This is a genomic window from Nostoc sp. (assembly GCF_036919895.1).
Taxonomy (GTDB): domain Bacteria; phylum Cyanobacteriota; class Cyanobacteriia; order Cyanobacteriales; family Nostocaceae; genus Nostoc.
The window spans coordinates 1-15,356 of sequence record NZ_JBALBW010000036.1 but is presented as its reverse complement, the minus strand read 5'-3'; the positions used below and the strand labels follow the sequence as shown (position 1 = coordinate 15,356).

The 15,356-nt window shown below is 42.4% G+C and carries 12 protein-coding genes and 2 pseudogenes; 8 read left to right on the top strand and 6 right to left on the bottom strand.

What is annotated here, in order from left to right; translation table 11 throughout:
• Positions 1-84: 84 nt before the first annotated feature.
• The 4 genes from V7K55_RS06445 (at position 85) to V7K55_RS06430 (ending at position 1,800) form a co-directional block, all read left to right on the top strand.
• Positions 85-282 carry a DNA-binding protein gene (locus V7K55_RS06445; protein ID WP_334829343.1) on the top strand — a complete coding sequence of 66 codons (198 nt, stop codon included), beginning with the start codon at positions 85-87 and terminating at the stop codon, positions 280-282.
• Complete coding sequence (locus V7K55_RS06440; RefSeq protein ID WP_334829341.1) at positions 279-455, top strand: hypothetical protein; 177 nt, start codon at positions 279-281, stop codon at positions 453-455. The genes V7K55_RS06445 and V7K55_RS06440 overlap by 4 nt, the downstream gene beginning before the upstream one ends.
• Positions 452-739 (top strand): type II toxin-antitoxin system death-on-curing family toxin, encoded by a 288-nt coding sequence (locus V7K55_RS06435; protein ID WP_334829339.1) that lies wholly within the window; start codon positions 452-454, stop codon positions 737-739. Before V7K55_RS06440 ends, V7K55_RS06435 begins: the two co-directional genes overlap by 4 nt.
• 251 nt (positions 740-990) lie before the next feature.
• Positions 991-1,800 carry a PEP-CTERM sorting domain-containing protein gene (locus V7K55_RS06430; protein ID WP_334829337.1) on the top strand — a complete coding sequence of 270 codons (810 nt, stop codon included), beginning with the start codon at positions 991-993 and terminating at the stop codon, positions 1,798-1,800.
• 244 nt (positions 1,801-2,044) lie between these two features.
• Here the strand turns inward: V7K55_RS06430 and ebsA are convergent, their stop codons facing one another.
• A complete protein-coding gene (gene ebsA / locus V7K55_RS06425) occupies positions 2,045-2,419 on the bottom strand; it encodes a type IV pilus biogenesis protein EbsA (protein WP_094332152.1) in 375 nt (124 codons plus the stop codon).
• A 611-nt stretch (positions 2,420-3,030) separates the two neighbouring features.
• On the opposite strand from ebsA, the gene V7K55_RS06420 reads away from it, so the two are divergent.
• A complete protein-coding gene (locus V7K55_RS06420; RefSeq protein ID WP_334829335.1) occupies positions 3,031-4,437 on the top strand; it encodes a glycosyltransferase in 1,407 nt (468 codons plus the stop codon).
• A gap of 210 nt (positions 4,438-4,647) precedes the next feature.
• Positions 4,648-5,031 carry a hypothetical protein gene (locus tag V7K55_RS06415; protein WP_334829333.1) on the top strand — a complete coding sequence of 128 codons (384 nt, stop codon included), beginning with the start codon at positions 4,648-4,650 and terminating at the stop codon, positions 5,029-5,031.
• A 288-nt stretch (positions 5,032-5,319) separates the two neighbouring features.
• Here the strand turns inward: V7K55_RS06415 and V7K55_RS06410 are convergent, their stop codons facing one another.
• A complete protein-coding gene (locus tag V7K55_RS06410) occupies positions 5,320-7,425 on the bottom strand; it encodes a DNA polymerase III subunit gamma/tau (RefSeq protein ID WP_334829331.1) in 2,106 nt (701 codons plus the stop codon).
• A 385-nt stretch (positions 7,426-7,810) separates the two neighbouring features.
• On the opposite strand from V7K55_RS06410, the gene V7K55_RS06405 reads away from it, so the two are divergent.
• Positions 7,811-8,497 (top strand): hypothetical protein, encoded by a 687-nt coding sequence (locus V7K55_RS06405; protein ID WP_442949071.1) that lies wholly within the window; start codon positions 7,811-7,813, stop codon positions 8,495-8,497.
• Between the two features lie 171 nt (positions 8,498-8,668).
• A complete protein-coding gene (locus tag V7K55_RS06400) occupies positions 8,669-12,553 on the top strand; it encodes a CHAT domain-containing protein (RefSeq protein ID WP_334829327.1) in 3,885 nt (1,294 codons plus the stop codon).
• Between the two features lie 80 nt (positions 12,554-12,633).
• On the opposite strand, the pseudogene recR reads toward V7K55_RS06400, so the two are convergent.
• The 4 genes and pseudogenes from recR to V7K55_RS06380 all read right to left on the bottom strand — a co-directional run.
• Positions 12,634-13,230: pseudogene (gene recR / locus V7K55_RS06395) on the bottom strand (recombination mediator RecR); the annotation flags it as partial.
• A gap of 78 nt (positions 13,231-13,308) precedes the next feature.
• Entirely contained in the window at positions 13,309-13,683 is a 375-nt protein-coding gene (locus tag V7K55_RS06390; protein WP_334829325.1) for a hypothetical protein, read from the bottom strand.
• Between the two features lie 2 nt (positions 13,684-13,685).
• Complete coding sequence (locus V7K55_RS06385; RefSeq protein ID WP_334829323.1) at positions 13,686-14,924, bottom strand: tetratricopeptide repeat protein; 1,239 nt, start codon at positions 14,922-14,924, stop codon at positions 13,686-13,688.
• Between the two features lie 207 nt (positions 14,925-15,131).
• Positions 15,132-15,356 (bottom strand): annotated as a pseudogene (locus V7K55_RS06380) (photosystem II q(b) protein); the annotation flags it as partial.

The window sequence follows — 15,356 nt, the reverse complement described above, 5'->3', positions numbered from 1 at the left end:
GAATAAAAATAGCGATCGCCTGTCAGACAGACTTCAAATACTCCTTGAATGCTACAAAAGTGTAGCATTCAAGGAGTAAAGGCTGTGGCTTCCATCACGATCGACATTCCCGACGAACAATTGCAGAAACTGCAAATACTAGCACAAGAAAGTGGTATCTCGCTTGAAGATTTGTTACGTACCAGAATAGAAGACTGGCTCAGTCACCCGACGAGCGAGTTTGCTCAAGCAGCCAACTATGTGCTAAAGAAAAATGCCGAATTGTACCGACGTTTAGCATGATACGTTACCTGACGGTCGTGGAAGTCCTAAATCTGCATCGTCAGGTTATAGAACAGTCTGGAGGGGCATTAGGTATACGTGACCTTGGTATCTTGGAGTCTGCTGTAGCGCAACCAAAGATGACTTTTGGTGGAGAAGACTTATACTCCATACAGCACTTCCGGCAGCTATGAGGTACACCTTAAAACTGAAAACCTTGACAGAACAGGGGAAAGGAGAAAAGCTGTATTGCATAATAGCCGGAAGCGCTGTAATTATTGAAAAGGCTTCAGCATTAGGTTTCTCTTTGGTCAAAAATCATGCTTTCCTTGATGAAAATAAGCGGACTGGTCACGCAGCGATGGAAATATTTCTTGTTTTAAATAGTATGGAAATTGGTGCTTCGATCGAAGAACAGGAGCGTGTTGTCTTGCTGTTAGCGGCTGGTAATTTAGGGCGTGAAGAATTTACGGAGTAGCTCAGGCTAAACCTTAGAGCAATTTAAACATCTTCTTATAATAAAACGAGATTTAAATTGGGTAATGAGGCTATTTTATCCAATACACTTTGCAAACGCAAGAATAAAGATAGCGATTAACAAGGCTTTTTGTTGCCGATGAAATTTCCATTAGAAGCTTGGGAATAATAAATCATGCTGGAGAAACATTTGCAATGAATCTCAGCAGATTAGGTGTGTTTCCCATCGGCAATTCAAGGAGCCAATTGTTAATGAAAGTAAGTTCATCAGGGACTAAGCTAGGTTGTGCATTTGTTAGCAGCAGTTTTTTAGCGGCAGCAATCATCGGTTTTAGTGGAGCAAATGCTTCGGCTGCTCAATTCATCACAATTGAAAGCACTGGCACATTATCAGGAACAATCGAACTTCCTAGAAATAATCCCAATTTCAATAACAGTATTACTCGTATTGATACGGATGACACTGGAACTTATTACCGGAACTTAGGTACTAATAATAATCCTAATTATGTTCCTGTATACCAGTCAGATTATTTACAGGTAGAAACACGCTCTGATGGAAGTCTGCATTACTTTGTTGACTTTAAAGGTATTCCCTTTGTCTCATTTGATGGTGTTCTGACATCGCCCGTTCTCTCTGGTGGTCAGTTGACTCCCTATAAATACCAAGGACAATTGGCAGGAACCAAATTTCAAGGAGTAGTTCAGGATGAATTTAATTTCATAAAAGCCTTATACACTGGTACTGTTACCGACCCAGATACCGGAAAGCAGTATCAGGGAACTTTTGAAGTAAGTGGATATGGGGAGCGATATAGCGATCGCAATGGTAGCTTAACTCCCACAGTCTTTGATTTCCAGTCTGATATCCCAGGTTCGCCAACTGTAACATCCTTGACCATCGCTAACGCTACTCTGGCGAATTTAAGAATCAAAGTACCTATTGATGAAACTTCTATTCCAGAACCCGCTAGCATTCTCGGAACCTTTCTGGTAGCTGGTTTTGGTATGGTTTTGAAAAGAAAAAAAGACATCTGCCCTAAGAAAGTATTGGGCGATTAGAAGTCGCTACTACACAAAGCTTAGTTCACAGACGTGGACTAATACAAAATAAAGGGTTTGCTTAACCTGCGGAGGCACGTAAAGTCTTGTGTAGCCAAGACTTATATTTGCCCAAAGGAATAATAAATTAGACTTTAAAAACATCTTCGTAAGAAGATGTTTTTAAACTGGGAAGTTGATAAATTTCATAATCCAGAGTAGTTTTAAAAACGAGCCGAACTTTTGCTAGTTCGGCTGAGTTTAATTAATCGTCTATACGCAGTAACTTGCGGTAAAACGGTTGTGAAAAATCGGTCAAGCGATGGCGTTTATAGTTTTCCATAACTTCAATTAAAAAATTAATAAACTCGAAACTAGCCATCATCAGTTCATAACTCAGGTCTGCGTTCCCATCAAACTGAATTCGGCAACGGGTTAAGTCTGAGGGTAAAGTAGCAACATTCCAGGAGGCGACGAAAGGTATATGTTCACTAGCTTCTATCTTCCGGTGTCCTTCCAAGACCCCTTTTTGATAAAGACTGATGGCATAGGGTAAGAAATTGCGCTTAGTACCCTGGACGTAAGGTAAGTAAACACTGGCTTGTTGCTGAGTAGCAGGCTGGAGTTGCTCAATAGACATTGTTAAATATTCCTCAAGTTAGTTGGCAACTAGGGATATTAGTGGATGTTAGTAGTGTTCCCAAAAGATGTGTCTAAAGCACACAGTAGAAAGAGGTAGTAGGGAGTAGGGGGAAAATAGCTCTTCTCTGCACCCTTCCCCCTGCCCCTAAATGAAGTTACTGCTAAGAAATATTAAAATTTCAGTTACAATAAGGCTGCATTAACTTTGATCGAAGGTGGGCGCAATAACATAACATGAAAAATCCCCACTATTAAAGTTGTGGATGTTATTATTGCTGTTTCTCCCAACAAAAAGCTGCTCCTACCTTGGTATCACTTTGCATAAACCGGAGTTCTCATTGAAGAAAGTTCTACTCTACAAGCTTCCTGCCCAAGTGGTTATCAAAGGAATCAAGCCTCTGTCTAAGAGTTGGAAACGTGGTTAATGCTAAGTAATTACCCAGAGTGGAAGTGACAACAAAAGTAGTCCCAGCAGCTTTTGGCTTAGGGATAGCGGGTATTGCAGTTTGCCCATTCCGATTAATATCGGGAAAAGTAGCTTAGGGATATTTGTCCGTAAAATTACTAACTGTAGACAAATACTGGTTTTTGAATCAAGCAACCTAACCTATGCCAGCGAATTCCTGGCCCGAAGAAGATTCTTATCAAGAGCTTGATCCGCTCAACTCCTTGTTGTCTGACCTATCAGTGGATGAGGAGTCAGTGTTAGAGACAGATCCTGTGTCTGTAACATCCCGGTTTCAAGGTCGTAGACGTAAGGCTGCTCTAGTCTTGACCGTTGTCTGGAGTAGCACGATCGCTCTACATTTAGTTTCTTGGGCTTCTATATTTATTCTAGGACTGACCACCATTCTAGGATTTCATGCTTTGGTGGTAGTGTTTACTAAATCCCGTCGCCATCCAAAAGAAATACAGGGAGATTTGCCCTTTGTATCTGTGCTGGTAGCTGCAAAAAATGAGGAGGTAGTAATTGCTAAATTAGTCAAAAATCTTTGTAATCTGGAATATCCAGGTGGAAAGTATGAAGTCTGGATAATTGACGATCATAGCAGCGATCGCACGCCACATTTATTAGCAGAATTAGAGCAGAAATACAACCAACTGAAAGTACTCAGGCGTTCAGCAGAAGCGAGTGGCGGCAAGTCAGGGGCATTGAATCAGGTGTTGCCACTGACAAAGGGCGACATTATAGCAGTATTTGATGCTGATGCTCAAGTTGCGCCAGATATGCTGCAACAAGTAATACCTTTATTTCAAAGAGAAAAAGTGGGGGCGGTGCAGGTGCGAAAAGCGATCGCCAACGCCAAAGAAAACTTTTGGACTAAGGGGCAAATGGCCGAAATGGCCCTTGATACCTGGTTTCAGCAACAGCGCACTGCCCTTGGTGGGATTGGCGAACTGCGGGGCAATGGTCAATTTGTCCGGCGTTCAGCCTTGGAAAGCTGCGGTGGCTGGAATGAAGAAACCATTACCGATGATTTGGATTTGACAATCCGTTTACATTTGGATAAATGGGATATTGAGTGTGTTTTCCATCCAGCAGTGCAAGAAGAAGGTGTGACAAATGCGATCGCACTTTGGCATCAGCGCAGCCGGTGGGCAGAAGGCGGTTATCAACGCTATCTAGATTATTGGGATTTAATTCTCAAAAACCGTATGGGATGGCGCAAAAGCTGGGATTTGCTGATTTTTATGCTGATTATGTATATCTTACCCACAGCAGCAGTCCCAGATTTATTAATGGCGATCGCGCGTCATCGTCCACCAATGTTAAGTCCGATCACAGGCTTGTCCATTTCTATGTCGATGGTAGGAATGTTTACAGGTCTGAAGCGGGTCCGTCAAGATCAAAAATTCCCACTTTCTACATATCTTACGATGCTGGTGCAAACCCTGCGTGGCAGTTTATATATGTTGCACTGGTTAGTCGTCATGAGCAGTACTACTGCCCGGATGTCAGTAAGACCAAAGCGCTTAAAATGGGTGAAAACTTTGCATACGGGGAATGGAGAATAGCCCCTTTGGGGAATTAAAATAACAGAGGCAGGAGGCAGGAGGAATAATGCCCTCTGCCTCCTGCCTTTTTGACTGTAGACCATAATATTCACAGTTCGTTTTTTCTTCTGAAAAAGCTAGACTAAGCTAAAACACATTTAATTTGCAGATTAAAATTTTATCAATATCTTGTGGGGTGGGCATCTTGCCCGCCCTAATGATGCAAGTTAAATGCCGATTAGCTTCCTGATGAAAATGAATGAAGAACAATGGCGGCCACTTAGGAAAGAACACTGGTTACTGCTTAAGCAGCAATTTCCCATTGGTCGTAAGTTTTGGGCAAAAGTAGGAAAAATTAGACCTTTTGGCATATTTATAGAAGTCGATGATTTTCCAAAGGATTCCTATAGGTATATAGGTTTAATTCATATTGGGCCTATTTTTTACTACAAAGAGGAGTGTAAACCACTACCCCTAGATTATGCTGAGTGGCCTCAAGAAGGCACGTATATTTATTGTATGGTTTATTATTATAGAGAAGAAGACGACAACAATAATGGACAACTTTGCTTACGTTGGCTGGGAGAAACCAGTCAATCTCGACCTGAAGCATAGCGATTATCCCTCACTTTAGAAGCAACTACATAGAACTTCCAAAGAATAAATTACTCAACAAAAATCGGTTATATCGTATATTTTATGGTACAAACAAATAACTAACGAATTAAACAAAATAAACTTAACTAGTAGTAAAACTAAAAATCTAAGTTGGATCTAGCTTTGTAGTATTTTATTGAAACTAAAATCATGAGTAAGATATAATTATTAACATCAGCTTTGATTATTTTTCCGCATCAAATAAGTTTTATTCATTTCCCAGTTTTTAATTCAATATTAAGAGCATTATTCCTCATCAACTTCTGATTCTTCTATCCACTCAGGTGTAGTTATGGAATCGGAGAATTCTGGGAAATCATCTGCAAAGCGGATAACTTGTCCGTTAAAGAATTCTGCTAGACGTTGAGCTGCGATCGCTACTTCATCAACTTCCCAATTAGTTGCAGGTGTTCGCTGTGGCGCTGGAGGCAAAGTTTCCGCCCCATTCCTATTTGCTCCATTCCTATTTGCCCCATTTCCATTTGCTCCATTTCCATTTGCTCCATTTCCATTTGCCCCATTTCCATTAGTCCCATTTCCATTTCTTGCAATCGGCTCAGTTTTCAGTGGTGCTGGTGGTGGCGTTGCTGGCTGTGGTACTGGCGCTGGAGGCGAAATTTGCTGGTTGTAACTTGGAATAGCTGGTTGCTGAACGCGAGTAGAGTCTTTTGGCGGAGGAGCTTTATTAGCGGAGGTAGCAGTTACAGAGCTTATTTGTTCCAGATTTACCTGAACTTCACACCCAAAAGTCTTTTGAAAAGCTGCCTTCATCATCGGGAGATCGGATTTAAGTGTTTCATACCACTTAGCTCCTTTGACAGCAATACGCGCTACAGTACCGTTAAACTCTATTAGCTGGCACATTTGCCCCAATAAAGCTTGTCGGGAAGGCATCGGAAAATTAGCACGCACCTGTTGCCAAACCTGAGTTAAATCATATTGTGCTTCTCCAACAACTTCTGAAGTGACTGCTTCAACGTTCGCAGGTGACACCGGTACAGATACAGGTTCTGGGGTTGATGGTGAAACAGAGTTAGCAGGAGAATTGTGATTTGTTTGCCGTTCAACTGCGCCAGATGAAGCAACGGGCTGATTTTGGGTAGTCGCTACCTGATGGTTTGGAGAATTATGATTTGTTTGTAGTTCGGCTATCGGTAAAGAAGAAACTACATGATTTTGGGGAACTGCTGGAGGATAGCTAGGAGATACAACCGGTGGGTTAACTCGCGGCGCGATACTTGGGGCTTGTGGTTGAATATTCGTCGCACTGGGTAACAATCCTAGTAATGTTACCTCTAACCACAAACGCGGCTGGGTGCTGTTTTTAATTTGCACTTCCGATGTTCGCAGGTGTTGCTGTCCTGCCAAAATCACGCTCATATCGAAGTATTGGGCAAACTCAACCAGCGCCGTCCAGGTTTGCTGAGTACAAGCAACCAAATCGTGGCGGTTGGGTGCAGTTTTGGCAATGAGTAAATCGCGGTAGAAGGCCGCAAGATTTTGCAGGAGAGTTAGGGGTTCTCGACCACGATCTAGAATGTAGTGAGTACAGTCTAGAACTGCTTCCGGTTTATCTTGAGCGATCGCATTTAAAAGCCCCAGTAAGTCCTGTTCGCTTACTGTCCCCACCAAATCCCAGACTCTATTCGGTGTCACTTCACCTGCTAACAAACCCAATTGATCGAGTAAACTTTCGGCATCCCGTAACCCTCCCTGAGAAAGTTGGGCTATGAGGGTTACTGCGTCGGGTGAAATATGAATGCTTTCATAAGATGCGATCGCACTTAAATGCTTAACCATCGCCTCTAACTGAATGCGTCTAAAATCAAACCTTTGACAGCGTGAAATAATCGTTGGTAACACCCGTTGCGGGTCTGTTGTCGCCAATACAAAAACTACGTGTTTCGGTGGCTCTTCTAGGGTTTTAAGTAGCGCATTGAATGCCTGGGTACTGAGCATGTGGCATTCATCGATTACATAAACCTTATAACGACACTGCACAGGAGCAAACTGGGCTTTTTCAATCAACTCGCGGATATTATCGACACCAGTGTTACTAGCGGCATCAATTTCAATTACATCTAAGGCATAACCCTTGGTGATTCCCTGACAAACATCACACACGCCGCATGGTTCAGCAGTGGGGCGATCGCTTTTGAGACAATTGAGAGATTTAGCCAAAATCCGGGCGCTAGAAGTTTTCCCCGTACCTCTTGGCCCAGTAAATAAATAGGCGGGGGCGATTTTGGATGTGCCGATCGCATTCGTGAGGGTGGTAGCGATCGCCTCTTGTCCCACCAGTTCAGCAAAACTTTTGGGGCGATATTTATGGTGCAGGGGTTCGTAAGACATGGAAAAATAGACTTCAATGCCTTTCAACGTGAATAAGTAGCACCGAGTCGAGTTTAGGATTCAATTATTTTAAACTCTCGTACCTGCTTGGTTTATCGATGTTGCCATAGCGCTTACACTCAACTAATGCCGTCAATTTTGGCACTCAGGAAAGCAAGCAACCAGATCATATTCTTGACTATGATTTCAACATCAACGTATCGGAATTATAGCATAGCATTTAGTACATTTGTTCTATTTAATGTTGTGGGGCAGGGGAAAATAACTCTTGACAAATGACAAATGACTAATAACTAATGACTATACGTTTTATTGACCGAACTAACGCCATAGTCCAGTGCGATCGCTACAATTTTAGGATAAGCAAAACTCGATGGTGCAGCAGATGCTCAAGCGGCTATTTCAATGGCTCAAAAAGCTTTTTCAGAGCTTGTTTGGTGGAAAAAAGACTACCTCAAAATCTAGAGGAAATATCCAAAAAGAACCAGCACCACCCCTAAGCGATACGGATCTGGAATTTCTCTTTACGGAGCTATTGCAAGGAGTACATCAGGCACGAGGGGAAGCCTGGGCGCAAAAGTGGCTGCATAATATTGAACATCGGATTACAACTGAAGACTGGGTTGAGTGGTTAGAACGCTTTGGCGAAAAATTGCTAGCATCACCTACACCCAATAATGAAATCGCTGCGCGGTTAGTACAACTGGGTGAGTTGAACATCGGAGAAATCGGAGATGTCGCCCATAGTATTGGGATGCAGTTGTTAACACGCAATCAAGGCGAACCAATTTGGGAATATGAAGGGCCAGATGCGATTAGCACGATTTTACCATCTGAGCCAACCGCCCCGACATCAGAACCAGCAGATGCGCCACAGAACCCCCCAGAGGGAGAATACCAAACTGTCACCCTAGAAGAGTTGTTTGTGATGTTACAGGACGATGAAAACTTACGCCAGCAGATTGCTCAACAACTTGCCGTTGAGACAGACGATCCACAAGTCCTTGTCCAGGCGTTGATTAATCAATTATATCCTGCTGGTCAATCGACTACAGAGCAAACAGAAAATTAATCGAATCGGGGAATTGTAACGTTGTAATACTGTACTCTTGAATATTTGTATATTTTTTGCTAACCTGCGACGGAAGCGCTGTCCCGATCTAATGGATTTTTACGTAATTGATGACTTTTTTAACACAACGATGGCTACAATCTAGAAAAACAAAATCCAATAGTGTGGCAGATGCTCAGGCGGATATCGCAGTCGCTTAAAAGGTTTTTAAAGCGCCTCATTGAAAGTAAGCAGGCTAGTTCTCTCAAGGGTGCGAGAGGACACAATCTGGTGGAGTTACTACCAGAACTAACCAATGCCGATTTGGAACAATTGTTTATCCAATTGTTAGAAGGCGTGCATCAAGCACGAGGACGACAGTGGGCATTGAGGTATCTGCAACGGGTCGAAAATCGGATTCCGGCTGAACGCTGGATAGATTGGTTGGTGATGTTTGGCGAAAGCTTGCTAGCTTCACCTGCACCGAATCCTCTTTTAGCAGCCCAGATGGTGCAATTGGGGGAACTTGGTGTTGGCAGAATTGGAGATGTTGCTTATGACATTGGCATCCGAATGATGCAAAACTCACCTACACAGATAGAGTATGAGGAGAATTATCCCGAAGAGGACTTAGAAATCACTCCTGAAGAATATGGGGTAGAAATCACTCCTGGGGAAGAACTAATTCACAACTTAGGTGAGCAGTTATGGGAGGATGATGAGCCAGATGTCATAGAAGCTACTCCTGGGCAAGAACTGATCCGCAATTTAGGCGAGCAGCTATGGGAGTATGATGAGCCAGATGTCGGAGAAATTACAACCGATGAAGAAATTATCCCAATTTCGCCTGGGCAAGAGCTAATCCGTAGCTTCGGTGAGCAATTATGGGAATATGATGATGTGCCAGATGTTGAACCGATCGCGTTAGCGCCTGAAAATGCTTCTTTTGAGGAAAGATTCACCGAGAATTCAGAGGAATTGGTATTGGAGGATGAAAGGGAAGAAGCCCAAACCACAATACCCGAAAATCTTCCTCTCCCCGCCAAGGAAGATTCAATCACCTCATTAGCCCAAGTGAGGTTCGATGATGAAGAAGTTATTCAAAGTACAACAGGAGCAAGTCTCCTTTCTACTAGACAAAGAACTGAATTAACAACTTCTCCCTCAGTGGAAACCTGGGATAACGCTTTGACAAATTTAGAGCCAAATGTGGCTAATACATTAGATGAGTTGTGGGTGAGATTGGATCAGAGTACCAATTTAGTCCAGCAACTTGCTTCTAACTTGGCAGTTCAAAGCAGTAATTCTCCTGGTATTATTGAGCGACATAGCGATAATCCGATTACCCACGCTCAAGGGTGGTTTTACCAAGGTCTTCAGCAAGCGAAAACAGGAGATTTATTAGGCGCGATCGCATCTTACGATCAAGCTATTGAACTTCAACCAGAATTTTCAGAGTATTGGTTTAATCGAGGCTTGACACTGTTCCATTTAGAACGTTTTGAAGAAGCGATCGCATCTTACGAAACCGCCATAGAATTAAAACCCGACTTCTACAAAGCTTGGTACAACCGGGGTGGAACTCTCGGAGAATTAGGATATTTTGAAGAAGCGATCGCATCTTTTGACAAAGCTATAGAAGTCAAGCCAGACTACCAAGAAGCGTGGTCTAGCAAGGGTTTGGCACTACTGAAATTAGGTTGGCTACCCGAAGCGATTTCTAGTTATGACCAAGCCCTGTATTTGGAACCAGAAGACCAGGAAAACTGGTATCACCGAGGCATAGCCTTAGCAGTAGGCGAACAATTTCCAGAGGCGATTATATCTTACGACAAAGCCCTAGAAATTGACCCAGAATATCACGAAGTTTGGATAGATCGGGGTGTAGTGCTGTTTAATTTGGGAAGGTGGTCAGATGCGATCGCTTCCTGGGATAAAGCACTGTCAGTTCAAGCCGACTTCTACTTAGCTTGGTACAACCGGGGTATAGCGTTAGATAACTTAGGTCGTCGCCAAGAGGCGATCGCCTCCTATCAACAAGCGATCGCCATCAAACCCGACTTCCACCTAGCTTGGTACAATCAGGCAGTGGCGCTGTTTTATTTAGAACAATTCACTCAAGCGATCGTCTGTTATGACAACGCTTTGGAAATTAAACAAGATTATTGGGAAGCTTGGATTGGTCGGGGAACTGCGATCGGTCATTTAGTAGATTCTGACGCATTGCTGAATTTCTCGAGTAATATCACAGAGGCAAATCCCGACTTACAACAGGTTAGCTACGAAGGAAAATTAGCCAGCTACGAAGAAGGGTTAAAGCATTTGCGGACAGATACCCACCCAGAAGGTTGGGGTAGATTGCATTTAGCGATCGCTAATACTTATTACGAACAAGGCAAAAAATATCCCAATCCCCGCGATTATTGGCGGAAAGCTGCATCTGAATACCATCAGGCGCTATTAACCCTAACACTAGAATATTTTCCCCAGTTCCACCTAGAGGTTTTGCAATCTCTAAGCAAAGTCTTGATGGGTTTGGGACAAACAACACAAGTCCAAGAATTGCTGCAACGCGGTACAGATTTATTGCGACAATTGCTGAGTGAAGAAACTCGCTCATCCGAAAGTAAAAAACAGCTAGCTTTGAAATTTGCAGGCTTCGATCAATTGGCAGTTGATTTAGCAGTAGAGTCTGGTGATTTAGTAGAAGCTTGGGAAATTGCCGAACAAGGCAAAAATGCTTGCTTAAACTGGCTGCTTTCTGGCTGGAATGATAATATTTACTCGCCCTATTATGGTGCAATTCAAGAACTATTCAATCCGACAACAGCAATTATTTACTGGCATATTAGCCCAGTAGCCCTACATACTTTCATTCTCAAAGACCAAGCGCCATCACCGATCCTCTTATTTACACCCATGCAAGATGCTGGGGGAATACCTTTAGGAGAAGACGCTATCCGTCTCAATGAATTGCCACTACCCGAAGCAGTGCAACGCCTAATTGAATTTGAAATTTGGCTAGAAGATTGGCATCAAAAATACCAAGAATATCGCACCACAGCCCAAGACAAAGAAAGTAAAAGCCAGCATTCTTGGCGAGTGGATATGGAACAGAAACTGGTGCAGTTATATGGGATATTGAATATTTCCACAATTTCCCAGGAACTCGAAGGCATCACCCAACTAGTTTTAATTCCTCACCGCGACTTGTACAGATTGCCCATTCATACCCTTTTCCATCTCTCTTCCCCATCCCAAGAAGAGTTGCCGAATGTGGAGTCAAATTTCACCGTTACCTATCTGCCTAGTGCCCAAACGGGTTTATCAATAAGAAATGAAGATATTTGGCAGTGGCAAAATCAGTTATTGCTAAGTGTCGAACATCCTGAAAGTGCAGCTTATCCTACAGTAAAATTTGCTAAACTGGAGTCTGAAGTTGTTAGCCAGATGTTCAATAATGTTCAAAGAATTCAGGGAGTAGAAGCTACAAAAAATGTTGTAGAAAATGCCTTTTTTGATAGTTACAATATCTTTCATTTTACGGGGCATGTCACTAATAATTTGGCTGAACCCAAAAAGTCAGAATTAGCATTAGCAGGTGAAGAAAAACTCACTCTAGATGAAATCGTCCAACAAAATCTAGCAAGTTACAACCTTATTACTCTCTCTGCCTGTGATAATTTAAGTACTAGTAACTACACTACCAGTAGTGAATATGTAAGTTTAGCCAGCGGTTTAGTGAGTCACGGTGTTCCTCATGTAGTAAGTACTCTCTGGAGTGTAGAATCTTCAGCTAGTGCCTTAGTAATGATAGAGTTTTACCGGAGATTACAGCCTAATAAATCAGCAGTTACTGCCTTAGCTGAAGCAACACTATGGCTGAAAGAACTAACGGCTGGAGAACTGACAAAATGGTATGAAGATATTTTGAATAATCTGCATCCTGAAGAATTGCGAATTCAAACTTATTTAGCCACACAACTATATAGAAATAGTAAAATGGCATCAGATAAAAATCTTTATAATCATCCTTACTACTGGGCAGCATTTACGATTACAGGTAAACCTAATTAATCCTTTGAGGTAGGGGCAATTCATTAATTGCCCCCTACCTCAAAATCTTTACTTTTAGTTTATAAACCTTTGAATTAAGTTTAATCTAACTCCCTACGTCCTTCCAATGCCCTTGCCAGGGTCACTTCGTCTGCATATTCCAAATCACCACCTATAGGTAAACCAAAGGCAATCCGCGTCACTTTAGTAAATGGTTTCAGTAGCTGACCGATATATAGTGTTGTTGTCTCTCCTTCTACACTTGGACTAATTGCTAGAATTACTTCTTGGGGTTTTTGCTGACTTACTCGCCGTTGCAAAGCCAGTATAGTTAACTGTTCTGGCCCAATTCCATCAATTGGAGAAATCACCCCGCCCAAAACATGATACTTGCCTTTGTACTCGCGGGTTTTTTCCAGCGCAATCACATCGCGGGGATCTGCTACAACACAAATAGTATTGTTGTCCCGATTAGTATTGCGGCAAATTTCACAAACAGGTTCAGCAGATAAGTGAAAGCAAACAGAACACAAGCCTATCTGTTTTTTTGCCTCAATTAAAGCTTGTGCTAAAGCCTCTACTTCTGCTTCTGGACGCTTCAAAATATGCAAAGCCAGTCGTTGGGCGGATTTAGGGCCAACTCCTGGTAGGCGTTGCAATTGCTCAATTAACCGTGCTAAAGGACGTGCGTAAACCGTTGTCTTGTCTCCAGAATGTTGACATTTTTAACAAAATATAAAAAACAATACAGAGGCAGCCTAATGAGGCTTACCTATTCAGATGGGAATGTTTGGATTCGATCCTGGCGTACATCGGTTATTTACTCCTGCTTGACTGTTTCCAGACAAAATCCAATTCGGCAGTGAAGGGTCAGTACAGCTAATTTTAACTATAACAATTTTTCCTGCCTTCGATTTTGTATTGAGTAGATCCCCTTTGCATAAACTTGCACCCTCTGCCACCTTCTGGAACTTACTTCCAGGTTGCTTTCGTTCTACCGTGCCATCTTTTATACTTTGTATCTGCCCGATTTTTTGGCAAGATGCGGCAACTGCTTGCATTCCATTTATATTTATATTCCCGCTCATCCAACACACAAAAATTGCAAAGATTAGGGTTAAAACCTTCAAAATATAGAATTTATATTGCATTATTAATCATCTCCTTTTTTAGTTTCTAAACACTGTTGAGCTTGCAAACATCGCTTTGCCATGTGAACCCATGCATACTCATCCGCGTTATATTCAGTAGCAAATGCAAGACATTTTTCCCACTCCAAAAGCGCATTTTTCTTGTCATTTTGGCGTTCCCTGATTTGTGCCATAAGACAGTAAGCAGGTGCGCTATCGCTTGCCAAGTTAATAGCTTCTCGAAGGTTGTTTTCCGCCTCTACGTATACTTTTTGCTCCAGTAGTGCCCAACCTAGATTTTTGAGCAGACCGTACTTTAACTCCTTGTCTTGACTGTCTTTTGTTACCTTTTGAGCTTCTGTAAGCAAGGCGATCGCTGCGGTATATTTTTTGTCTAAAATATACAAACGAGCCAAGTTATTGTATCCTTTTCCGAAATCGCCGTATACAGCAATTTGATATTCAGCGTGGGCACGGTCAAAATCTTGCAGTCTCTCGTAAAGTTGTCCTAATCTGTGGTGAGTTTTCAGATCGTCTGGGTTAAGCTTGATTGCCCTACTGTAGTTTGACTGGGCGCTGGCTAATCGATTTGCCTTATAGTCTTGCTCTCCTTGGTTATAGTAAAAAGTAGCAATCTTCGGTAAAGAAAAACGAAAGCTAAATAGACAGAGAAACAGCAGTAATGCAAAACCAAACTTAACTTCATTCTGGAAATGCTTTGGAATATTGAGGCTGATGAGAAGGCGCTCAATTGTTTCCTGTCCAGTTTTTGTCAATGCGCCCCCAGCAGCTAAAAGAGTTAACACGCTCTGAGTTGTGATTGTAAAGGCTCCTAGCGTATCTGGCACACCAGTCAAAAAGCGTGAGGAAATATCAACTACCAAGCTGAGGCTAGCTGTTATCAACGTCACACTCCCAATACTCCACAGCCAATCAAATTTGTCCCATTGGTTTATAGGAGGTTCCAGAAACCACCACCAAGCTTCTGCCGGTGGATGCACAATAGCACGCCAGTCAGCTAGTTTAACCAGCTTTGTAATCAACTCGCCTTGTTTTTTTAAGCGCTCATCTAGTGAGATGACCATCATCAGACTTTCTTTATCAGTTTGAGTTTTAGCAGTCCGTGCTGCGTAAACTTCATCCCTTGCTATCAGAACATCCATAACTTGTTGTGGTGATGGATGTGTCGTCACTGCTGTTTCAAGTGCTGTGAGCGTCATATCATATTGTTTAACAGCACTAACTAAGTCAGAGACGGTCATTTCTGCGCTCCTATTTATCTCGCAATCTTTATTATTTATATATACAGTGAACAAATATGAATTTATGCACAAGTCACAATAAAAGAAAAGCGCCTCCCTTTGGAAAGCACTATTTATCTTTACAATTACAATTCAAATTAAAAAGCGCCCTCCTTTCCAGGAGAGCGCTTTCTGATTTAGCTATTTAGCTTTAGCTAGACTTCAGAATTAACCGTTGATAGCAGGAGCAGAAAGAGCAACAGGAGCAAGATCCCCAGCAGCCAAATCTAGAGGGAAGTTGTGAGCATTGCGCTCGTGCATTACTTCCATACCGAGGTTAGCGCGGTTGATTACATCAGCCCAAGTCGCAATCACCCGACCTTCAGAGTCAATGATTGATTGGTTGAAGTTGAAACCGTTCAAGTTGAACGCCATTGTGCTGACACCCAAGGC

Bases quoted from the DNA above. Each gene is read 5' to 3' on its own strand.
- ebsA (WP_094332152.1), bottom strand. From the start codon at position 2,419: ATGTCTATTGAGCAACTCCAGCCTGCTACTCAGCAACAAGCCAGTGTT.
- V7K55_RS06385 (WP_334829323.1), bottom strand. From the start codon at position 14,924: ATGACCGTCTCTGACTTAGTTAGTGCTGTTAAACAATATGATATGACG.
- V7K55_RS06440 (WP_334829341.1), top strand. From the start codon at position 279: ATGATACGTTACCTGACGGTCGTGGAAGTCCTAAATCTGCATCGTCAG.
- V7K55_RS06390 (WP_334829325.1), bottom strand. From the start codon at position 13,683: ATGCAATATAAATTCTATATTTTGAAGGTTTTAACCCTAATCTTTGCA.
- V7K55_RS06400 (WP_334829327.1), top strand. From the start codon at position 8,669: ATGCTCAGGCGGATATCGCAGTCGCTTAAAAGGTTTTTAAAGCGCCTC.
- V7K55_RS06415 (WP_334829333.1), top strand. From the start codon at position 4,648: ATGCCGATTAGCTTCCTGATGAAAATGAATGAAGAACAATGGCGGCCA.
- V7K55_RS06430 (WP_334829337.1), top strand. From the start codon at position 991: ATGAAAGTAAGTTCATCAGGGACTAAGCTAGGTTGTGCATTTGTTAGC.
- V7K55_RS06435 (WP_334829339.1), top strand. From the start codon at position 452: ATGAGGTACACCTTAAAACTGAAAACCTTGACAGAACAGGGGAAAGGA.
- V7K55_RS06420 (WP_334829335.1), top strand. From the start codon at position 3,031: ATGCCAGCGAATTCCTGGCCCGAAGAAGATTCTTATCAAGAGCTTGAT.
- V7K55_RS06405 (WP_442949071.1), top strand. From the start codon at position 7,811: ATGCTCAAGCGGCTATTTCAATGGCTCAAAAAGCTTTTTCAGAGCTTG.
- V7K55_RS06410 (WP_334829331.1), bottom strand. From the start codon at position 7,425: ATGTCTTACGAACCCCTGCACCATAAATATCGCCCCAAAAGTTTTGCT.